At 73.7% G+C, this 19,237-nt stretch carries 19 protein-coding genes and 1 CRISPR repeat array (1 of these 20 cut by a window edge); of the genes, 9 read left to right on the forward strand and 10 right to left on the reverse strand.

What is annotated here, in order from left to right:
• Positions 1-33: 33 nt before the first annotated feature.
• A complete protein-coding gene (locus FHX40_RS12115; RefSeq protein WP_142259699.1) occupies positions 34-627 on the reverse strand; it encodes a TetR/AcrR family transcriptional regulator in 594 nt (197 codons plus the stop codon).
• Between the two features lie 105 nt (positions 628-732).
• On the opposite strand from FHX40_RS12115, the gene FHX40_RS12120 reads away from it, so the two are divergent.
• Complete coding sequence (locus tag FHX40_RS12120) at positions 733-2,328, forward strand: MDR family MFS transporter (RefSeq protein ID WP_483409803.1); 1,596 nt, start codon at positions 733-735, stop codon at positions 2,326-2,328.
• Positions 2,329-2,356: 28 nt separating this feature from the next.
• On the opposite strand, the gene FHX40_RS12125 is transcribed toward FHX40_RS12120, so the two are convergent.
• The 7 genes from FHX40_RS12125 to FHX40_RS12155 all read right to left on the reverse strand — a co-directional run bounded on the left by FHX40_RS12125 (position 2,357) and on the right by FHX40_RS12155 (position 9,581).
• Complete coding sequence (locus tag FHX40_RS12125) at positions 2,357-5,017, reverse strand: fumarate reductase/succinate dehydrogenase flavoprotein subunit (RefSeq protein WP_142259700.1); 2,661 nt, start codon at positions 5,015-5,017, stop codon at positions 2,357-2,359.
• Complete coding sequence (locus FHX40_RS12130) at positions 5,017-5,718, reverse strand: ABC transporter ATP-binding protein (protein ID WP_142259701.1); 702 nt, start codon at positions 5,716-5,718, stop codon at positions 5,017-5,019. Before FHX40_RS12130 ends, FHX40_RS12125 begins: the two co-directional genes overlap by 1 nt.
• On the reverse strand, positions 5,715-6,572 hold the full coding sequence (locus FHX40_RS12135; RefSeq protein ID WP_142259702.1) for an ABC transporter permease: 858 nt from the start codon (positions 6,570-6,572) through the stop codon (positions 5,715-5,717). Before FHX40_RS12135 ends, FHX40_RS12130 begins: the two co-directional genes overlap by 4 nt.
• Complete coding sequence (locus FHX40_RS12140) at positions 6,569-7,987, reverse strand: ABC transporter substrate-binding protein (RefSeq protein WP_142259703.1); 1,419 nt, start codon at positions 7,985-7,987, stop codon at positions 6,569-6,571. Before FHX40_RS12140 ends, FHX40_RS12135 begins: the two co-directional genes overlap by 4 nt.
• Positions 7,988-7,998: 11 nt before the next feature.
• Positions 7,999-8,226: a 4Fe-4S dicluster domain-containing protein gene (locus FHX40_RS12145; protein ID WP_142259704.1), complete on the reverse strand. Its 228-nt coding sequence runs from the start codon at positions 8,224-8,226 to the stop codon at positions 7,999-8,001.
• 41 nt (positions 8,227-8,267) lie between these two features.
• Complete coding sequence (locus tag FHX40_RS12150; RefSeq protein WP_142259705.1) at positions 8,268-9,020, reverse strand: GntR family transcriptional regulator; 753 nt, start codon at positions 9,018-9,020, stop codon at positions 8,268-8,270.
• A 195-nt stretch (positions 9,021-9,215) separates the two neighbouring features.
• Positions 9,216-9,581, reverse strand: coding sequence for a YybH family protein (locus FHX40_RS12155; RefSeq protein WP_142259706.1), 366 nt, complete (start codon positions 9,579-9,581; stop codon positions 9,216-9,218).
• A 99-nt stretch (positions 9,582-9,680) separates the two neighbouring features.
• Here FHX40_RS12155 and FHX40_RS12160 point away from each other — a divergent pair, with 99 nt between their 5' ends.
• Positions 9,681-10,571: a LysR family transcriptional regulator gene (locus FHX40_RS12160; protein ID WP_142259707.1), complete on the forward strand. Its 891-nt coding sequence runs from the start codon at positions 9,681-9,683 to the stop codon at positions 10,569-10,571.
• Between the two features lie 100 nt (positions 10,572-10,671).
• Here FHX40_RS12160 and FHX40_RS12165 read toward each other — a convergent pair whose 3' ends face one another.
• Positions 10,672-11,253: a P-loop nucleotide/nucleoside kinase family protein gene (locus FHX40_RS12165; protein ID WP_142259708.1), complete on the reverse strand. Its 582-nt coding sequence runs from the start codon at positions 11,251-11,253 to the stop codon at positions 10,672-10,674.
• 33 nt (positions 11,254-11,286) lie between these two features.
• Entirely contained in the window at positions 11,287-12,960 is a 1,674-nt protein-coding gene (gene ptsP / locus FHX40_RS12170; RefSeq protein WP_142259709.1) for a phosphoenolpyruvate--protein phosphotransferase, read from the reverse strand.
• A 592-nt stretch (positions 12,961-13,552) separates the two neighbouring features.
• Here ptsP and FHX40_RS12175 point away from each other — a divergent pair.
• From FHX40_RS12175 to FHX40_RS12205, 7 genes are all read left to right on the forward strand, one after another.
• Positions 13,553-14,314, forward strand: coding sequence for a DeoR/GlpR family DNA-binding transcription regulator (locus tag FHX40_RS12175; RefSeq protein WP_142261741.1), 762 nt, complete (start codon positions 13,553-13,555; stop codon positions 14,312-14,314).
• 64 nt (positions 14,315-14,378) lie between these two features.
• On the forward strand, positions 14,379-15,329 hold the full coding sequence (gene pfkB, locus FHX40_RS12180; protein ID WP_142259710.1) for a 1-phosphofructokinase: 951 nt from the start codon (positions 14,379-14,381) through the stop codon (positions 15,327-15,329).
• A 62-nt stretch (positions 15,330-15,391) separates the two neighbouring features.
• On the forward strand, positions 15,392-16,564 hold the full coding sequence (gene mtlA / locus FHX40_RS12185) for a mannitol-specific PTS transporter subunit IIC (protein ID WP_142259711.1): 1,173 nt from the start codon (positions 15,392-15,394) through the stop codon (positions 16,562-16,564).
• Between the two features lie 17 nt (positions 16,565-16,581).
• Positions 16,582-16,890 (forward strand): PTS sugar transporter subunit IIBC family protein, encoded by a 309-nt coding sequence (locus FHX40_RS12190; RefSeq protein ID WP_142259712.1) that lies wholly within the window; start codon positions 16,582-16,584, stop codon positions 16,888-16,890.
• Complete coding sequence (locus FHX40_RS12195; RefSeq protein WP_142259713.1) at positions 16,883-17,341, forward strand: PTS mannitol transporter subunit IIA; 459 nt, start codon at positions 16,883-16,885, stop codon at positions 17,339-17,341. The genes FHX40_RS12190 and FHX40_RS12195 overlap by 8 nt, the downstream gene beginning before the upstream one ends.
• Positions 17,338-18,378 carry a zinc-dependent dehydrogenase gene (locus FHX40_RS12200; protein ID WP_142259714.1) on the forward strand — a complete coding sequence of 347 codons (1,041 nt, stop codon included), beginning with the start codon at positions 17,338-17,340 and terminating at the stop codon, positions 18,376-18,378. The genes FHX40_RS12195 and FHX40_RS12200 overlap by 4 nt, the downstream gene beginning before the upstream one ends.
• A 27-nt stretch (positions 18,379-18,405) precedes the next feature.
• Positions 18,406-18,687 (forward strand): HPr family phosphocarrier protein, encoded by a 282-nt coding sequence (locus tag FHX40_RS12205; protein ID WP_142259715.1) that lies wholly within the window; start codon positions 18,406-18,408, stop codon positions 18,685-18,687.
• A 99-nt stretch (positions 18,688-18,786) separates the two neighbouring features.
• Positions 18,787-19,237: direct repeats of the CRISPR family, unit length 29 nt; unit sequence GTGCTCCCCGCGCACGCGGGGATGATCCC (it continues 980 nt past the right edge of the window).

Here is a 19,237-nt window from a genome sequence, read left to right on the forward strand (position 1 = left end):
TACCGGTCGCGGCAGGGCCGGGAAGGCCGAGGCTCAGCCGGTGAACGGCAGCGCGAACTGGTCGAGCAGGTCGTTCATCACCTGGTGCAGGCTGCGCTCCTCCTGGTCGGCCCACAGCTGGCCGGCGAGGCGCAGCGCGGCGATGAACGCCGCCGCCATCACCCGGGGCTGGACGCGGGCGGCCGCACCGCGCCCGGGGCGGTCGGCGATCGCGTCGGCGAGCTCGCGCTCCAGGTTCGACAGCATCGCGAGCTGCCGGGCGAGCACCGACGGGTGGCGCTTGGCGAGGCGGATGCGCATGACCGAGGCACGGTCCGGCTCGCCCAGCACCTTCCCCATCTCGTCGACCGCGGCCCGCAGTGACTCCCACGGCGGCAGGTCCGGCGGCTGGGCGCGGACGCGCTCGACGAGTTCCCGGAAGCGCTGCTCCTCCCCGTAGAGGAGCGCGTCCTCCTTGCTCGCGAAGTAGTTCGAGAAGGTCCGGCGGGAGATGTTCGCCGCGTCGGCGATCGCCTCGACGGTGACCGCGTCGAGGCCGAGCTCGGCGGTGAGCCGCAGCGCGGCCTCGTGCACGGCCCGCCGCGTCTCGGCCTTCTTACGTTCCCGCAGACCCAAAGGTCGGTCCATGATCGAGCCAGTGTACTGAGCAAAAGGTTGCACAATGCGCAAGTTTTCCCAATGAGCATATATCCTGGAGTGCGTAACACGAAAAGATCAAGGAGAGGTCACTACGTGAGCGCACCCACGGCCACGTCAGCGCCTCCGGAGCCGATGTCGCGCCGGGAGACGCTCGAAGCACTCAGCGGCCTGCTGCTCGTCCTGTTCGTATCGATGATCAGCGTGACGATCGTGTCGGTCGCGCTGCCGCAGATCGTCGGTTCGCTCAACGGCACGCAGGCGCAGTACACCTGGGTGGTCACCGCCGCCATGCTCTCCGGCACCGCCGCCACCCCGATCTGGGGCAAGCTGGCCGACCTGTTCAGCAAGAAGCTGCTGATCCAGGTCGCGATCGCGCTGTTCACGATCGGCACGCTCGCCTGCGGCTTCGCCCAGGACACCGGGCAGCTCATCGCCTTCCGGGTGATCCAGGGCCTCGGCATGGGCGCCCTGCAGGTGCTGGTCCAGGTGGTGATCGGCGCGATGATCAGCCCCAAGGAGCGCGGCCGGTACAACGGCTACCTCGGTGCCGTGATGGCCGTCGCCACGGTCGGGGGCCCGCTGCTCGGGGGCGTGATCGCGGACTCCTCGGTGGGCTGGCGCTGGTGCTTCTGGGTGTCGGTCCCGTTCTGCGTCGTCGCCTTCGTGCTGCTGTCCAAGACCCTGCACCTGGCCGACCGGCGGCGGCCCGACGTGCACATCGACTACCTGGGCGCCACCCTGATCGCGGCCGGCGTGAGCATCCTGCTGATCTGGGTCACCTTCGTCGACGACAGGTTCGCCTGGATCTCCTGGCAGACCGGCGCCATGGTGGGCGGCAGCGTGCTGCTGCTCGCGCTCGCCACCTTCGTGGAGTCGCGGGTGCCCGAGCCGGTGGTGCCGCTGCGCATCGTCGTCCGCCGGGTCCCCGCCCTGTCCATCCTCGCCAGCCTCGCGGTCGGCATGGCGATGTTCGGCGGCGCGGTCTTCCTCGGCCAGTACTTCCAGATCGGCCGCGGCTACTCCCCGACCGAGGCCGGCCTGCTCACCATCCCGATGATGGCGGGCACCCTGTTCTCCGCGACGATCTCCGGCCGGATGATCTCCCGCAGCGGCGCGGTGAAGTCCTACATCATCACCGGCCTGGTCACGCTCTGCCTCGGCTTCGCCGGGCTGTCCACGATCGACCACGACACGCCGATGTGGCAGATCATGGTCGCCATGGCGTTCGTCGGCATCGGCGTCGGCCTGTCGATGCAGAACCTCATGCTCGTGCTGCAGAACACCGTGCCGCTGCACGAGCTCGGCGCGGCGAGCGGCGCGCTGACGTTCTTCCGCTCCCTCGGCGGCACGATCGGCGTGTCGGTGCTCGGCTCGGTCCTCGCCCACCGGGTCGCCGACGACATCGCCGCGGGCCTCGCCAAGCTGGGCATCAAGGCCACCGGCTCGGCGAGCACCGGCGGCACCCTCAACCTGGACGCCCTGCCCGAGCCCATCCGGGTCGTCGTCCGCACCGCGTACGGCGACGCGACCGGCCACATCTTCCTCATCTCGGTCGGCATCGCCGCCGTCGGCCTGGTCGCCGCCCTGTTCCTCCCCCGGGTACGGCTCCGCGAGACCCTCGACCTCGTCCCGGAGGAGGGCGGTGGCCCGGCGTCCGCCGCCACCGCCCGCTCCGAGACCACGAAGTAGTGCCCCGGCCCGCCGCGCCGGACCGGCCTCAGCCGGCGAGGGCGCGGCGGGCGTACGCGCGCACGTCGGCGTCGGAGTCCGTGGTGGCGTCCCGCAGCGCGGCGGCCACCTCGGGCCGCGCCGCCCACGGGGTGAGCGCGAGCACGGCCGCCTTGCGCACGTCGAGGTTGGCGTCGGCGAGCGCGCCGAGCAGCGGCCCCACCGCCGCCTCCGGGTCGGCAGCCGCCAGGCAGCGCACCGCGCCGACCCGCACCTGCCAGGCCTCGTCCCGCAGCGCCGCCAGCGCCTCGGCCACCAGCGGCTGCCCGATCGTCCCGGCCGCCTCGAGGGCGGCGGCGCGCACCAGCGGATCGGGGTCGGCGGCGAGGGTGCGCAGCACCGGGGCGGGCTTGCCGATCAGGCCGAGGCCGCGCGCCACCTGCACCCGCACCTCGCGGGAGCCGTCGTGGGCCGCCGCGGCCACCAGGTCGGCCTCGTCGAGCGCGACCAGCCCGCGGATCGCCTCGATGCGCACCCGGTGGTCGTCGTCGCCCAGCCGCGCGGCGAACACCTCGCGGCCGCCGAGCCCGCGGGCCCGCAGCACCTGCAGGGCGGTGGCCCGCACCACCGCGTCCGGGCCCGCCGCCCGCTCGGCGAGCCGCCCGGCCAGAGCGGGGTCGGCGGGCAGCACCTCGACGAGCTCCTTCAGCCCGGCCGCCGCGGCCCGCCGTACCGTGCCGTGCTGGTCGCCGAGCGCGTCCACCAGCGCCTCGGCCGCGCCGTCGGGCACGGTCTCGGTGAGCACGGCGATCGCGGCCCGCCGTACCTTGTGGTCGGGGTCGGCGAGATAGGGGCGGAGCCGGTCGAGGGTGGGCTGCTCCTCGGCGAGCCGGTTGAGCTCGAGGATGCGCGGCGACCGGCCGACCGCGGTCCGCTCGGTACGGCGCGCCGTGACCCGGGTGGCGGCGGCGGGCGTGTGCACCGCGATCACCTCGACCTCGCCGGGCACCGGGTCGAACCCGGGCACCGGCACCAGGTACGGCTCGACCGGCCGCTTGACGAACTCGATCGCGCCGTCCGGGCGGCGCCGCACGTTGAGGTGGAACAGCCAGTTGGCGTCGTCCCGCTCGGGCAGGTCGGCCCGCTCGTGGTAGAGGCCCCACCGGCTCTCGGCCCGCACCAGCGAGGACCGGGCGGCGAGCTCGGCGCAGTCGCGGATGAAGTCCACCTCGGCGCAGCGCATCAGCTCGTGCGGGGTGCGCGCCCCCATCGCCGCGATCTCGCCGCGCATGCGCTCGAACGTCTCCAGCGCGATCTCCAGCTTGGCGGCGGTCTTCGGCGGGGCGACGTAGTCGTTGACGAACCGGCGCAGCTTGTACTCGACCTGCTGCTGCGGCGGCCCGTCCGGGTTGCGCAGCGGCCGGTAGATCAGCTCGTGCGCGGCGGCGATCTGGTCCTCGGGCAGCCCGTCGGCGGGCCCGGCGTGGTGGGCCGCGGCGTGCGCGCCGGCCAGGTCGCCGTACACGAACGCGCCGATCATGTAGTTGTGCGGCACGCAGGCCAGGTCGCCCGCGGCGTACAGGCCGGGGACCGTGGTGGCGCCGTTCTCGTCCACCCACACGCCCGAGGCCGAGTGGCCGCCGCACAGCCCGATCTCGGAGATGTGCATCTCCACGTCGTGGGTGCGGTAGTCGTGGCCGCGCCCGGCGTGGAACGTGCCCCGGGTGGGCCGCTCGGTGGTGTGCAGGATGTTCTCCAGCGCCCGGATCGTCTCCTCGGGCAGGTGGGTGGTCTTGAGGTAGATCGGCCCGCGGGCGGAGGCGATCTCCCGGGCCACCTCGGCCATCATGTGGCCGGACCAGTAGTCGCAGTCGACGAACCGTTCGCCGCGGTTGTTCACCTGGTAGCCGCCGAACGGGTTGGCCACGTACGCGCAGGCCGGGCCGTTGTAGTCCTTGATCAGCGGGTTGATCTGGAAGCACTCGATGCCGGACAGCTCGGCCCCGGCGTGGAACGCCATCGCATAGCCGTCCCCGGCGTTCGCCGGGTTCTCGTAGGTGCCGTACAGGTAGCCGCTGGCGGGCAGGCCGAGCCGGCCGCACGCGCCGGTGGCGAGGATCACCGCGCCCGCGGCGACGGTGACGAACCGGCCGCTGCGGGTGTCGAACCCTGCCGCGCCGACCGCCCGGCCGCCCGCGGTGAGCACGCGCACCGGCATCACCCGGTTCTCGATGCGCACCTTCTGGCGGATGTCGCGGCGGCGCAGCACCCGGTAGAGCACCTTCTTGACGTCCTTGCCCTCGGGCATGGGCAGCACGTAGCTGCCCGAGCGGTGCACCCGGCGCACCGCGTACTCGCCGTACTCGTCCTTCTCGAACTTGACCCCGTAGCCCTCCAGGCGGCGCACCATGGCGAAGCCGCGGGTCGCGGTCTGGTAGACGGTGCGCTGGTTGACGATGCCGTCGTTGGCGAGGGTGATGTCGGCCACGTAGTCCTCGGGGGTGGCCTTGCCCGGCACCACGACGTTGTTGACGCCGTCCATGCCCATGGCCAGGGCGCCGCTGTGCCGTACGTGGGCCTTCTCCAGCAGCAGCACCCGGGCGCCGTGCTCGGCGGCGGTGATCGCGGCCATGGTGCCCGCGGTGCCGCCGCCGATGACGAGCACGTCGCAGTCGAGGTGGGTGCGGTCGTCGATCCGCGGGATGTCCATCACAGCTCCTTCACGATGCGCTCGCGGGTGGCCTCGGCGAGGATGCGGACCCCGTCGGAGGTGATCACCGCGATCCGGTGGCCGAGCAGCAGCGCCTCGTCGACGTCGTGGGTGACGAACACGACGGTGGCGGAGGTGTCGCGCAGCACGTCGAGCAGCAGCCGCTGCATCTCGGCCCTGGTCTGCGCGTCGAGCGCGCCGAACGGCTCGTCCATGAGCACCGCGCGGGGCGCGGCGGCGAGGGCGCGGGCGAGCTGGACGCGCTGGCGCATGCCGCCGGACAGCTCGCGGGGCAGCCGATCCTCGGAGCCGGCGAGCCCGACCCGGGCGATCCACTCGCGGGCGGCGCGGCGGCGCTCGTCCCTCGGCACCTTGCGGATGGCGAGCGGCAGCTCCACGTTGCGCAGCACGGTGCGCCACGGCAGCAGCCCGTCCTCCTGGAAGATCATCGCCCGGTCCGGGGACGGGCCGGTGACCTCCGCGCCGTCGGCGAGGATGCGCCCCCGGTACGGCGGCAGCAGCCCGGCGAGCCCGCGCAGCAGGGTGGACTTGCCGGATCCGGAGGAGCCGACGACGGTGAGGATCTCGCCGGGCTCGATCTCCAGGTCGACGTCGCGGAGCACGCCGCCGCGGCCGTAGCCTAGGGTGACCCGCTCCAGGGTGAGCCGCAGCCCGGCGGCGGCGGTGGTGGCCGTGGTCATGCCCGGCCCTCCTTCGCGGCGCGGGGCAGCCACCGGGTGGCGCGGCGGCCCACGAGCTCGATCAGCGCCGAGGTGAGCCAGCCGAGCGCGCCGATGGTGATCATGCCGACCACGGTGGCCGGGTAGTCGACGAGCGTGTACGCCTGCCAGGTGCGGTAGCCGACGCCGAAGTCGCCGGAGATCATCTCGGCGGAGATCACGCAGATCCAGGACACGCCCATGCCGATCGACAGGCCGCCGAACACGCCGGGCAGCACGCCCGGGAGCACCACGTTGACGAGCACGTGCCGGCGGGTGCCGCCGAGGGTGCGCACCGCGTCCTCCCACAGCGTGGGCAGCGCGCGCACCGCGTGCCGGGTGCTCACCATGATCGGGAAGAACGCGGCGGTGCAGGTGATGAACACGATGCCCTGCTCGTCGGTGGGGAACAGCAGGATCGCGATCGGCACCAGGGCGATCGCCGGGATCGGCCGCACCGCCTCCAGCAGCGGGGTGAGCACGTCGCCCGCCCGGCGGGACCGGCCGATCAGCACGCCGACCGTGACGCCGGCGACCGCGGCGATGCCGAACCCGGTGAGGATGCGGATCAGGCTCTGCAGCAGGTCAAGGTAGTAGACGCGGGTGGCGAGCTGCGCGGCGAACTCGGCGGCGATCTCGTCGAGCGAGGGCAGCCGGTCGAACCGCAGCCAGATCCGCGCGTCGGTGACGGTGAGCAGCTGCCACAGCCCGGCCGCGGCCAGCGGCGAGGCGATCCGGATCGCCCAGCCGCGCCACCCGGCGCGGGGCCGGGGCGGCTCTGCCGGGGCGGGCACGTCGAGCCCGGCCCGCGGCCCGGCGGTGCGCACCGCGGTCATCGGCCCTCACCCTCCGCCGCGGCCTTGAGCGCCTCGGCGTACGAGATCGGCTCGGTCTTCGGGTGTTCCTTGCGGTAGGCGTCCGCGCCCTCCTGGGTGGTGAACGGCAGGAACCGGTGGTGCTCGTCGCCGCCGGGGTCGTGCAGCCAGACCGCCTTGTCGGCGAACCAGTGGGTGCCGGTCACGGTGTCCGGGACGTACGCGGCGCGCACCGGGCCGTCGTGCGCGGCGAGCCGCCGCAGCAGGCAGGTCGGGGTGGCGGCGGGCACCGTGGTGGTGCCGGACACCCAGATCTCCGAGGCGGTGCGCGGGTCGGTCACGTCCACGCCGCACACCTCGTCCCGGCCGGTGATGCGGGCCGGGTTCTCGGTGGAGGCGACGTCGGCGTCGTAGCCCGCGCCGTACGCCTTGCGCAGGTAGGAGTCGTTGACGAACCTGCCGAGGTCCACGCCCTCGAAGCCGTCGCCGATGCGCTTGAGGTACGGGATGTCGTGCTCGAGCGCCTTGACCAGCGGCTGTTTGAGCGTGACGTCGAAGGTGGCGATGCCGTTGCGGCCGTTGTAGAGGTAGACGACCTCGGGCGGCAGGCCGGTCTCCTTCGCCACCGACTCGGCCGCCTCCACCGGGTGCTCGTGCAGGTACCTGGTGGCGTCGATCTGGGCGCGTAGGAACGCGTCGACCACCTCGGGGTGCTGCTCGGCGTACGCCTTGCGGACGACCACGCCGTGGAAGGTCGGCACCTGCAGGGCCGAGCCGTCGAACAGCAGGCGGGCCTTGTCCTGGTAGGCGAGCAGCCCCGGCCAGGCGACGAACTGCGCGTACCCCTGCACGCCGCCCGACTCGAGCTGGGAGGCGCCGACCGGCGGCTGGTGGTTGACCACCTCGACGTCGGCGTTGGGGTCGAGGCCGGACCGCTCGAGCGCCTGGACGAGGGTGCCGTGCCCGGCCGAGCCGACGCTCGCGGAGATCTTCTGTCCCTTCAGGTCGGCGAGGGTGCGCGCCTTCGAGCCGGGCGGTACGACGACCATGTTGAGGCCGCCGTGCAGGTTGTAGCCGGTGACCGAGACGAACTCGGTGCGGGCCGACTCGGCCGCGGCCTGGGTGCGCGAGGCGTTGATGAGCAGCGGGTAGTCGCCCAGCGAGCCGATGTCGATCTTCCCGGCGACCATCTTCGCGGTGATCGGGGCGCCGGTGTCGTAGTCCTGCCACTCGACGACGTACCGGTCGCCGAGCCGCTTCTCCAGCAGGCCCAACGAGCGCAGCAGGGTGCCGGCGGTGACGGTGTTGATGGTCTTCGACTGGTAGCCGATGACCACCTTGACCTTGTCGCCGTCGCCCGCCGCGTCCTGCACCGAGCATCCGGCGGCCGCGGCGAGCAGGGCGGTGGCGAGCAGCGCGCGCAGCGTCGTCCTCATCGGGGGTGTCCTCATCGCAGCAGGTAGGGGATGTTGATGGTGATCGCGTCGACCGGGCAGCGCTCGGCGCAGGGCCCGCAGTACCAGCACTCGTCGACGTACATGTACGCCTTGCCGGTCTCCTCGTTGATCGCCAGGGAGTCGAGGGGGCAGACGTCGACGCACAGCGTGCAGCCCTCGATGCACAGGGCCTCGTCGATCGTCACCGGGACCTCGACCCGCTGGTTGACCAGGGGCATGCCTGCTACTCCTTCGTCGTGTCGCGGTGGGGTCCGCGTGGTCAGGCGGGGTGCTCGTCGCCGGAGCGGCGCAGGTGGCCGCGCATGGTGAGGCGGTCGCCGCGGAAGCGGACGAACTCCAGGTCGACCGGGCGGCCGTCGGACAGGTGGGTGAGGCGTTCCACCATGAGCAGCGCCGCGCCGCGGGGCACCTCGAGCACCGAGGCGGTGTGCGGGTCGGCGTTGACGGCCTCCAGGGTCAGCTCGGCCATGCCGAGCGGCCGCCCGGCGATGTGCTCGAGCAGCACGAAGATGTCGTTGTGTTCCAGGTCGGCGTCGAACAGCGGCTCGCCGACGTCGCGAACGAGGTAGGTGAGGTCGAGGGAGAGCGGCAGGCCGTTGAGGCGGCGCAGCCGTTCCAGGTAGACCACCTGCTCGCCGTCGGCGAGGCCGAGGCGCTGCCGTACCGCGGCGGGCGGCTCCATCAGGGTCATGGTGCGGACCTGGTTGGTCACCACGCCGTGCTCGTGCAGCGTCTCGGCGAGGCCGAGCAGCCGGTGCAGGCCGTGCGGGTACTTCTCGGCCGCGATCGTGGTGCCGATGCCCGGGCACCGGTCGACCAGGCCCTCGTCGCGCAGCAGGCCGAGCGCGGCCCGCACGGTGTTGCGGGACGCGCCGAACTCGCGGGCGAGCACCGCCTCGCGGGGCAGCCGCCCGTTGCGGAACCGTCCGCGCACGATCTCCCCGCGGAGCAGGTCGGCCACCTGCCGCGCCCGGTCGGCGCGGCGCCGCCGGGCCGCGGCGAGTCCGCTCATGTCCACCTCCCCTTCTCGGCGGACATAAGCCTATCTATCCGGTAGGGAAAAGGGGATAACGGGTGGATTGCGCCACCTGGCGCATGCGAAATCCCTGATGACGCCGCCTCACCAGGCACGATGCGCCACCGCCGCGGAGGCGCGAGAAGGCCCCGCGCGGCGTCGCGCGGGGCCTTCCCATGGGGCTGCGGCGGCTCAGCCGGCGGGCGTCTCCGGGCGGTCGATGACGCGCTCCCAGGCGCCGTCGGGGCGGCGGCGCGCCACCTGCACCCGGCCGCCGGTGCCGTCGGCGGGGCGGGTCGAGGTGAGGGCGAGGTCGCCGTACCGGATCGTCGGGAGCGGCTCCTCCACCGGGAACGGGAGCGGGGCGTGCTCGAGCATGCCGGCCAGCACCTCGCGGATCGCCTCGCGGCCGACGGTCACCGAGCCCGGCGGGTAGGCGAGCACGGCGTCCGGCGCGTACAGCTCGGCGAGGCCGTCGGCGTCCCGGGCGTTCGCCCGCTCCACGAACAGCCGGGCGATGTCCTCGGGGGTGGCGGCGGGCTCATATGTCCTGGTCATCGTGGGCTCCTGTCGTGCGGTTCCACTCCCCTCCAGGGTGCGGCGACCAGGATCTATAAGTCCAATAGAGGTTTCTTCTCTGATCTAGAATCGATGGTTATGGAGCTGCGGCAGCTCGAGTACTTCCTCGCGGTGGCCGAGGAGGCGAGCTTCACCCGGGCCGCCGAGCGGGTGCGCGTCGCCCAGCCCGGGGTGAGCGCGCAGATCCGCAGGCTGGAGCGGGAGCTCGGCGCGGAGCTGCTCGACCGGTCCGGCCGCACGGTACGGCTCACCGAGGCCGGCGAGGCCGTGCTGCCCTACGCGCGGGCGGCGCTCGCCGCGGTGGCGGGGGCGCGGCTCGCGGTCGAGGAGCTCACCGGGCTGCTGCGGGGGCGGGTCGCGGTCGGCACGGTCACCGCGCACGGGGTCGACCTGCCGGGCCTGCTCGCCGCCTTCCACCGCGACCACCCCGGGGTCGAGATCACGCTCACCACGGCGACCACCGACCGGCTGCTGGACGACCTGCGCGGCGGGCGGCTCGACGCCGCGATCGTCAGCATCGGCGAGGACACGCCACCGGGGGTGGAGATCCACGTCGTCGAGGAGCAGCCGATCGTGGCGGCGGTCGCGCCCGGCCACGAGCTCGCCGGCCGCGAGGTCGTGCCGCTCGCCGAGCTGCGCGGCCACGCGCTGATCTGCCTGCCGCCGGGCACCGGGGTGCGGGCCCGGCTCGACGAGGCGTGCGCCGCCTGCGGATTCGCGCCGCGCATCGCGTTCGAGGCCGCCGATCCGGGGATGCTCGCCCGGCTCGCCGCCCACGGGCTCGGCGTCGCCGTACTCCCCCGGGTCGTCGCCGAGGCGCACGCCGACCGGCTGTGCGTCGTCCGGATCGACCCGCCCGCGCTGCGCGGCCGCCTCGCGTTCGCGTGGCGCGCGTCCGGCCCGGTGAGCCCGGCGGCCCGCGCCCTGATCGCCCGCGCCCGCGCGGTGCCGGTCCACTCGGCGGCCTGACCCGCGCGAGCGTTACGGCCCGGCGCCTCCGGCCGCCGCCTTGGCCGCCGGGTCCGGCGCGCCCACCTGGCCGAGGCGGTCTCGCAGGTACGGCCTCGGCTCAGGGACGCGCCGCGCTCCAGGCGCGCACGCAGCGGTCGATCTGCTCGGCCAGCGGCGGCGCGCCGAGCCGGTTGTCGATCTCGACGTGCGGCACGACCGGCGGCTCGTCCACCCGGATCGCCCGCAGGAAGTTCTCGAAGTTCGCGAGCTTCCCGGCGTCCCGGGCGAGCCCGCGCTCGACGAGCCTGCGCCGCAGGGTGGGCCCGTCGGAACGCACCCACAGCAGGTGCACCTCGCCGCCGCCGAGCTCCTCCACCCACCGCCGCCACGATTCGGCGTCGTGCACCTGGCTGGTGAACGGCCCGGTGAGCATCACCGGGCAGCCGTGGGACCGGATCTCCCGGGCGGTCGCGGTGAGCCCGGCGTACTCGTGCACTTTGACGTGCCGGTCATACCAGGGGCCCTCCCGCTCCCCCTCCGGCCTGCCGTACGCGGCGAGCGTCGCCGCCACGAAGCCGCCGTACACGGTGTCCTTGTCGAGCAGCGCCGGGACGGGGTCGAGCCGGGCGAGCAGCAGCTCGCACACGGTCGACTTCCCCGCGCCCGGCGGTCCGGAGACGATCCACAGCGGAGCGGGCATGCCCCCAGCATCCCAGCAGGCGGCCCCGGCCGGTCACCCGGCCGCCCGCACCGCCGCCCGCGCGGCCTCCGGATCGGGGGCGTCCAGCGCGAGCTCGGCGTTGCGGCGGCACTCGGCGAGGGTGTGCCGGGCGAGGGCGTCCCGTACGGCGGGCACGCTGCGGGCCGACATGGACAGGCTGGTCACGCCGAGCCCGACGAGCACGGTGGCGAGCAGCGGATCGGCGGCGGCCTCGCCGCAGACGCCCACCGGCCTGCCCGCGGCCCGCCCGGCCTCGGCGCACAGCTCGACCATGCGCAGCAGCGCGGGCTGCCAGGGGTCGAGCAGGTCGGCGAGGTCGCCGTGCTGGCGGTCCGCGGCGAAGGTGTACTGGCTGAGGTCGTTGGTGCCGATGCTGAGGAAGTCGAGCCGGTCCAGCAGCCGGTCGGCGTGCAGCGCCGCGGCCGGGACCTCGATCATCGCCCCGACCCGGGACAGCCCGCGGGCGCGGGCGCGCCGGGCGAAGTCGGCCGCCTCGGCGGGGGTGGTCACCATCGGCGCCATCACCCACGGGGTGGTTCCGGTCTCCCGGGCGGCCTCGGCGATCGCGTCGAGCTGGGCGTCGAGCACCTCGGGCCGGAGCCGGGCCACGCGCAGCCCGCGCACCCCGAGCGCCGGGTTGACCTCCTCGGCGAGGCCGAGGAACGGCAGCGGCTTGTCGGTGCCCGCGTCGAGGGTGCGGAACACCACCGGCGCGCCGGCCGGGAAGGCCCGCAGCACCTCGGCGTACGCGGCGACCTGCTCCTCGTGGGTGGGCGGGGTGCGCCGGTCGAGGTAGAGGAACTCGGTGCGGAACAGGCCGACGCCCTCGGCGTCCACGCCCGCCTCGGCGTCGGCCGCCGAGCCGATGTTGAGCAGCAGCTTCACCGGGTGCCCGTCGGCGGTACGGCCCGGCCCGCTCGTCCTGCCGATGCGCTCGCGCTCGGCGCGGGCCTGCCGCTGGATCTCGCCGGCCTCCGCCTCGCCGATGCCGGTGACGATCTCGCCGGTCCCGCCGTCGACCGCCGCCCAGGTGCCGTCGGGGATGCCGGCCGCGCCGGGGCAGGCGACCACCGCGGGCAGCCCGAGGGCCCGGGCGAGGATCGCGGTGTGGCTGGTCGGCCCGCCCTTCTCGGTGACGAGCGCGAGCACGGTGTCCGGGTCGAGGTTGACGGTGTCGGCGGGGGCGAGGTCCTCGGCGACGAGGATGAACGGGTGCCCGGGCGCGGGGATGCCCGGCATCGGCAGCCCGAGCACGGCGGCCACCGCGCGGTTGCGGATGTCGTCGAGGTCGCTGGCGCGCTCGGCGAAGTAGCCGCCCGCGACGAGCAGCGCCGCGCGGTGGTCGGCGCACGCCGCGTCGATCGCGTGCGCGGCGTCGAGGCCGGAGGCGACGCGCCGCTCCACGGACTCGGCGAGCATCGGGTCCTCCGCGATCGCGGCCTCCGCCTCGAGGATGTCGCGCGCCGCCGGGTCGGCCGCGCCCTCCGCCCGCCTGGCCAGTTCCCGGGCGGCCTGTTCCAGGCCGCGCAGCGCCCGGGCGGTCTCGGCCGCCGGGTCGGTGACCGGCGTGGGCGGCGGCAGCAGCGGCGGGGCCGCCATCCGATACACCCGGCCGGCGGCGCGGCCGGGGCTGATGCCGAGCCCGCGCAGCGTCTCGGGGGTCGTCCCGGATGCCGGATCACCCATCTCGCACCGCCTCAAGGTCCTAGGTCGCGGCTGGTCGGGGCCGCCGTCCGGAGCGGCGTCGCCGGTGCGGCCGGTCGCCGCCGGGTGGACGCTCCGCCGGGTGTGCGCGGACCGGGGCCGGGCGGCGTTCCGCCCACGCCGGTCCGTCGTCCGGCGCCGCCTCGCCGCGTGCCCCCGCGCCGCGGCAGGGGTTCCGGCGGGCATTGCCCTGCGTCACCGCCGCGTTTCCGTGTTGTTGCGTTTGGTTTTATACCCGAATGTGTGGAGCGTCAAGGCGGGTTCCGGGCACCCATCCCCACACATCCCAACACGACCGGGCACGCTCGGCAACCCTGCGTTACCTACGGCCCGTAACGCCACCATCACCCGACCGTAACCCGCCATCCACGGCCGCTCCCCCATAACGGTTCCATCACGACATACCGCCACCTCGTGATCACCAGGGGGAGCCGTAAAGGCGCCGCGGCGGCCCGGAGCCGGCCCGCACGGCCGTGCCGTACCGCGATAATGATCATGAACGGCACCCTTGACGGGCCACACATTCGGGTATAAACAAAGCTGAAACAACACGGAAACGGCGGTGAATCACAGAATGTACGCCGAGGAGCGTCAGCAGGAGATCCTGCGCCGGGCCAGGGCGAACGGCCGGGTCGACGTGGTCACGCTCGCCGAGGAGTTCCAGGTGACCACCGAGACGATCCGCCGGGACCTCACCGCCCTCGAGCGCGCGGGCGTGCTGCGCCGCGTGCACGGCGGCGCGATCCCGGTGGAACGGCTCGGCTTCGAACCGGCGCTGTCCACCCGGGACAACGTGATGACCGCCGAGAAGGAGCGCATCGCCAAGGCGGCGCTCGCCGAGCTGCCCGAGGACGGCTCGATCATCATCGACGCGGGCTCCACCACCCGCCGCCTGGTGCAGGTGCTGCCGCTCGACCGGGAGCTCACCGTCATCGTCAACTCACCGCCGCTCGCCACGGCGCTCGCCACCCGCCCCAACCTCAACGTGATCATGCTCGGCGGGCGGGTCCGCCCCCGGACCCTCGCCACCGTCGACGACCTGGCGATGCAGCCGCTGTCGCAGTTCCACGTGGACGTGGCATTCATGGCCACCAACGGCTGCTCGGTGGCGAAGGGCCTCACCACGCCCGACCCGGCGGAGGCGGCGATCAAGCGGGCCATGGTGCGCGCGGCCGAGCGCTGCGTGCTGCTCGCCGACCACACCAAGTTCACCAACACCTACCTGGCCCGCTTCGCCACCGTGGACGAGATCGACGTGGTGATCAGCGACACGGGCCTCAGCGACGAGATCGCGGCCGAGCTGCAGGCCGCGGGCCCGGAAGTGATCCGCGCATGACCGGCCCCGCGTCGTCCCCCAGGCTCACCGCCGCGGCCCTGCGGCACCGATCGGGGGTGGGCTCGTGATCCTCACCGTCACGCTCAATCCGAGCCTCGACCGGACCATCGAGATCGCCGAGCTCACCCGCGGCACGGTGATCCGGGCCGGGGCCGCCCGCCTCGACCCGGGCGGCAAGGGCGTCAACGTGTCGCGCGCGCTGCTCGCCAACGACGTCCCCACCTGCGCCGTGGTCCCGTACGGCGGGGACGAGGGCCGCCGCCTGGTCGAGCTGCTGTCCGACGAGGGCATCGACATGATCATGGTCCCGGTCTCCGGGGCCACCCGGTCGAACATCACCCTCGCCGAGCCCGACGGCACCGTCACCAAGATCAACGAGCCGGGCACCCCGCTCACCCCGGCCGAGCTGGAGACGCTGGCGGCGGCCGTGCTCGACGCGGCCGGCGCGGCCGACTGGGTGGTCGCCTCGGGCAGCCTGCCGCCCGGGGTGCCCACCGACATCTACGCCCGGCTGTGCCGCCGGTTCGCCAAGGCCGGGATCCGTACCGCGGTCGACACCAGCGGACCGGCCCTGGTCGCCGCGCTCGCCGCCGGGCCCGCCCTGGTCAAGCCGAACCGCGAGGAGCTCGCCACGGCCGCCGGCGTACCGGTCACCACCCTCGGCGACGCGATCGACGCCGCCCGCAAGCTGCGCGCGATGGGCGCCCGCACCGTGCTCGCCAGCCTCGGTGCCGACGGCGCGGTGCTCGTCGAGGGCGAGGCCGAGGAGCGGGTCTGGTACGGCACGGCCGAGGTCGCCGAGCCGCGCAGCACGGTCGGCGCGGGCGACGCCATGCTCGCCGGGTTCCTCGCCGCGGGCGCCCGCGGCCGGGACGCGCTCGCCGAGGGGCTGGCGTGGGCCGCCGCCGCGGTGGCGCAGCCCGGCAGCCGCATGCCCCGCCCCCACGACATCAGGCGGGACACCGTGCGGTTCCCGCCGCCCGATCCAGACCTGCCGCTGCGGTCCGGGGGCTGACAGCGGCACACCCCCCACCCCGACCGGAGCCATCACCCGGTCACCCCGGAAGGAGAGACAGGATGGCCTCAGCGTACACACCGGAAGTACAGGGCACCGGAGTCAAGGCCTCGATCCAGCGCCTCGGCGGGCACCTCGCCGGGATGATCATGCCGAACATCGGCGCGTTCATCGCCTGGGGCCTCATCACCGCCTTGTTCATCCCGTCCGGATGGTGGCCGAACGAGACCCTCGCCGAGCTGGTCGGCCCGATCATCACCACGCTGCTGCCGATCCTCATCGGCTACACCGGCGGCCGCATGGTCCACGGCCAGCGCGGCGCGGTCGTCGGCGCGGTGGCGACGATGGGCGTGGTGGTCGGCAGCGACGTGCCGATGTTCCTCGGCGCGATGATCGTCGGCCCGCTCGCCGCGTTCGTCATCAAGCTCGTCGACCGGCTGGTCCAGGACCGGGTCAAGGCCGGCTTCGAGATGCTGGTGGACAACTTCACCGCCGGCATCGTCGGCGGCGCCATGGCGATCGCGGGCGTGCTCGCCATCGGCCCGGTGGTCCAGCAGGTGACGAACGCCGCCGGCTCGGCGGTCGGCTGGCTCGTCGACCACAGCCTGCTGCCGCTGGCGTCGTTCCTCATCGAGCCCGCCAAGGTGCTGTTCCTCAACAACGCGATCAACCACGGCGTGCTCGGCCCGCTCGGCGTCGCCGAGGCGGCGCGGGACGGCTCCTCGATCCTGTTCATGCTCGAGACCAACCCCGGCCCCGGCCTCGGCCTGCTGCTCGCCTACATGTTCTTCGGCCCGCGCCTGCTGCGCGCCAGCACCCCCGCCTCGGCGATCATCCACTTCTTCGGCGGCATCCACGAGATCTACTTCCCGTACGTGCTGATGAAGCCGCGCATGATCGCCGCGGTGATCGCGGGCGGCGTCACCGGCGTGGCCACCTTCATGGTCACCGGCGTCGGCCTCGTCGCCACCCCGGCCCCGGGCAGCATCTTCGCCTACCTGACCATGACCCCGCGCGGCGCCCACTTCGGCGTCCTCCTCGGCATCGTCCTCTCCGCGGGCGTGTCCTTCCTCGTCGGCGCGCTGCTGCTCGGCTTCGGGAAGGCGTCCGGGGACAGGCCGGAGGACGGCGGCGAGCCCGCCGCGCAGCCTGAGCCCGTCGCCGGAGGCGAGACCGCCGCCGGCCACACCACCGCGGACCGCGACGCCGCCCGCACGGACGTGCGCCGGTCGTGAAGGAGGCAGGAAGGACCATGGCGACCATCGACGGCAGCACCATCAAGAAGATCGTCGTCGCCTGCGACGCGGGCATGGGGAGCAGCGTGATGCTCGCCTCCACCGTGCGCAAGCAGCTCAAGAGCCACGGCGTCGAGGTGGTGCACACCCCGGTCAACAGCATCCCGGGCGACGCCGACGTGGTGCTCACCCACGCCGGGCTCGCCGACCGGGCCCGCTCGTCCGCCCCGGGCATCCCGGTCGTGCCGTTCCGGGTCTTCATCGGCGACCCGGCGGTGACCAAGGTCGTCGACGCCATCAAGAAGGGCGGAACCTTCGATGCCTGAGGCAGCGCCGCTGCCGCTCGACCCCCGCGCCATCCGGCTGGACGCGGCCGCGTCCAGCCGGGAGGACGCGATCACCCAGTGCGGCCGGATCCTGCTCGAGGTCGGCGCGGTCGAGCCGCCGTACATCGACAGCATGCTCGAGCGGGAGCGCTCGATCTCCACGTACGTCGGGGAGGGCGTGGCGATCCCGCACGGCACCGCCGAGGGCAAGGACGTGGTACGGCACGACGCGATCTGCGTGCTGCGCTTCCCCGGCGGCGTCGACTGGGACGGCGAGCGGGTGGACGTGTGCGTGGGCATCGCCGCCAAGGGCGACGGGCACGTGCGGCTGCTGTCCGAGCTCGCCCAGATCCTGCTCGATCCCGACCGGGCCCGCCGGCTGCGCGAGGCCACGGAGGCGGACGCCGTACTGCGTCTGCTCCAACCCGCCGAAGAGGAGGCCGATTCGTGAAGGTCGCCAGATTCCACGCCCCGGGGGACATCCGCCTGGAGGACTCCCCCGAGCCGGTGGCCGGCCCCGGAGAGGTGAAGATCCGGGTCCGCAACTGCTCCACCTGCGGCACCGACGCCAAGATCTACCGGTTCGGCCACCACCACATCCGCCCGCCCCGGGTGATGGGGCACGAGATCGCCGGGGAGGTCGTCGCCGTCGGCGACGGCGTGACCGGCTGGTCGGCGGGCGACCGGGTGCAGGTGATCGCGGCGATCCCGTGCGGCGCGTGCGAGGAGTGCCGCCGCGGCCACCTCACCGTGTGCCCGAACCAGGAGTCGATGGGCTACCACTACGACGGCGGCTTCGCCGAGTACATGGTCGTCCCGGCGAAGGTGCTCCGGGTGAACGGCCTCAACCGCATCCCCGACGGCGTCGGCTACGCCGAGGCGTCGGTCGCCGAGCCGCTCGCCTGCGTGCTCAACGGCCAGGAACTGGTCCGCGTCGGCGCGGGCGACGACGTCGTGGTCATCGGCTCCGGCCCGATCGGCTGCCTGCACGTACGGCTGGCGCGGGCGCGCGGCGCCGCCCGGGTCTTCCTCGCCGACATCAACGCCGACCGCCTGGCGATGGCCGCCGACCTGGTCCGCCCCGACGAGGCGATCCGCGCCGGCGACGGCGACCTGGTGGACACCGTGCTCAAGCTGACCGGCGGCCGCGGCCCCGACGTGGTGATCACCGCCGCGGCGTCGGGCGCCGCCCAGGAACAGGCGATCCAGATGGCGGCGCGGCAGGGCCGCATCAGCTTCTTCGGGGGCCTGCCCAAGGACGCGCCGATCATCCGCTGCGACTCGAACCTCGTCCACTACCGCGAGCTGACCATCGTGGGCGCGAACGGCTCCAGCCCGGCGCACAACGCCGAGGCGCTGCGCCTCATCGCCGAGGGCGCGGTCCCGGTCGCCGACCTCATCACCCACCGGCTCCCGCTCGACCGCGTGCTCGACGGCATCGGCATCGTCACCCGCGGCGAGGCCATCAAGGTCACCGTGGAACCGTGACCCCACCCAGGAGGAAGGAAGACGGCCATGCCCGAGAGAAAAGTGACGATCGCCGCGAAGACCGGCCTGCACGCCCGCCCCGCCAAGCTCTTCGTCCAGGCCGCGGCGAAGACGGGCGTACCCGTCCGCATCCGCGTCGGCGACGGCAAGCCGGTCCCCGCCAACAGCATGCTCGGCGTCCTGTCCCTCGGCGCCACCCACGGCACCGAGGTCACCCTCGAGGCCGACGGCCCCGGCGCCGACGACGCTCTCGACACCCTCGCCGCCCTGCTCGGCAGGGACCTCGACGCCGAGCCCACCGGTGCCTAGGGCTAACAGCCTGGATCGACGAGGTTCGGCGATATGTCCGTTTCCAAAGAAGTGCTCGGAAACAGCCTGTCCCCCGGATAAACTCGCAGGTCAGTAAGTGTGCTCCCCGCGCACGCGGGGATGATCCCGCGCCCGGCTCGCCGGCGAAGGAGAACAGGGCGTGCTCCCCGCGCACGCGGGGATGATCCGTCGTGGAGCTGGCCTGGGACTGGGTGCTCTTGTGCTCCCCGCGCACGCGGGGATGATCCCCCGCTTGCGATCTTTTGGGGGTACCCCCCACAAGTGCTCCCCGCGCACGCGGGGATGATCCCTGCTCCCGCTCGGTTCGGGCGGTCTCCATCAGGTGCTCCCCGCGCACGCGGGGATGATCCCTGGTAGGTCTCCTCGCCTTCGGCGCCGGGCGTGTGCTCCCCGCGCACGCGGGGATGATCCCGGCCTCCAGGGCGCGGGCTGATCCCGTCTCGTGTGCTCCCCGCGCACGCGGGGATGATCCGACCGAGAAAGGCGAGGACGCCCCGGTCAAAGCGTGCTCCCCGCGCACGCGGGGATG

This window comes from Thermopolyspora flexuosa, assembly GCF_006716785.1.
Classification (GTDB): Bacteria; Actinomycetota; Actinomycetes; order Streptosporangiales; family Streptosporangiaceae; genus Thermopolyspora; species Thermopolyspora flexuosa.

What these genes read in the sequence shown, in the direction of transcription:
- FHX40_RS12150 (WP_142259705.1), bottom strand. Translation starts at nt 9,020, where the DNA reads ATGAGCGGACTCGCCGCGGCCCGGCGGCGCCGCGCCGACCGGGCGCGG.
- FHX40_RS12165 (WP_142259708.1), bottom strand. Translation starts at nt 11,253, where the DNA reads ATGCCCGCTCCGCTGTGGATCGTCTCCGGACCGCCGGGCGCGGGGAAG.
- FHX40_RS12195 (WP_142259713.1), top strand. Translation starts at nt 16,883, where the DNA reads ATGCCTGAGGCAGCGCCGCTGCCGCTCGACCCCCGCGCCATCCGGCTG.
- FHX40_RS12135 (WP_142259702.1), bottom strand. Translation starts at nt 6,572, where the DNA reads ATGACCGCGGTGCGCACCGCCGGGCCGCGGGCCGGGCTCGACGTGCCC.
- FHX40_RS12115 (WP_142259699.1), bottom strand. Translation starts at nt 627, where the DNA reads ATGGACCGACCTTTGGGTCTGCGGGAACGTAAGAAGGCCGAGACGCGG.
- FHX40_RS12140 (WP_142259703.1), bottom strand. Translation starts at nt 7,987, where the DNA reads ATGAGGACGACGCTGCGCGCGCTGCTCGCCACCGCCCTGCTCGCCGCG.
- FHX40_RS12125 (WP_142259700.1), bottom strand. Translation starts at nt 5,017, where the DNA reads ATGGACATCCCGCGGATCGACGACCGCACCCACCTCGACTGCGACGTG.
- FHX40_RS12175 (WP_142261741.1), top strand. Translation starts at nt 13,553, where the DNA reads ATGTACGCCGAGGAGCGTCAGCAGGAGATCCTGCGCCGGGCCAGGGCG.
- FHX40_RS12205 (WP_142259715.1), top strand. Translation starts at nt 18,406, where the DNA reads ATGCCCGAGAGAAAAGTGACGATCGCCGCGAAGACCGGCCTGCACGCC.
- mtlA (WP_142259711.1), top strand. Translation starts at nt 15,392, where the DNA reads ATGGCCTCAGCGTACACACCGGAAGTACAGGGCACCGGAGTCAAGGCC.
- ptsP (WP_142259709.1), bottom strand. Translation starts at nt 12,960, where the DNA reads ATGGGTGATCCGGCATCCGGGACGACCCCCGAGACGCTGCGCGGGCTC.
- FHX40_RS12160 (WP_142259707.1), top strand. Translation starts at nt 9,681, where the DNA reads ATGGAGCTGCGGCAGCTCGAGTACTTCCTCGCGGTGGCCGAGGAGGCG.
- FHX40_RS12145 (WP_142259704.1), bottom strand. Translation starts at nt 8,226, where the DNA reads ATGCCCCTGGTCAACCAGCGGGTCGAGGTCCCGGTGACGATCGACGAG.
- FHX40_RS12130 (WP_142259701.1), bottom strand. Translation starts at nt 5,718, where the DNA reads ATGACCACGGCCACCACCGCCGCCGCCGGGCTGCGGCTCACCCTGGAG.
- FHX40_RS12155 (WP_142259706.1), bottom strand. Translation starts at nt 9,581, where the DNA reads ATGACCAGGACATATGAGCCCGCCGCCACCCCCGAGGACATCGCCCGG.
- FHX40_RS12190 (WP_142259712.1), top strand. Translation starts at nt 16,582, where the DNA reads ATGGCGACCATCGACGGCAGCACCATCAAGAAGATCGTCGTCGCCTGC.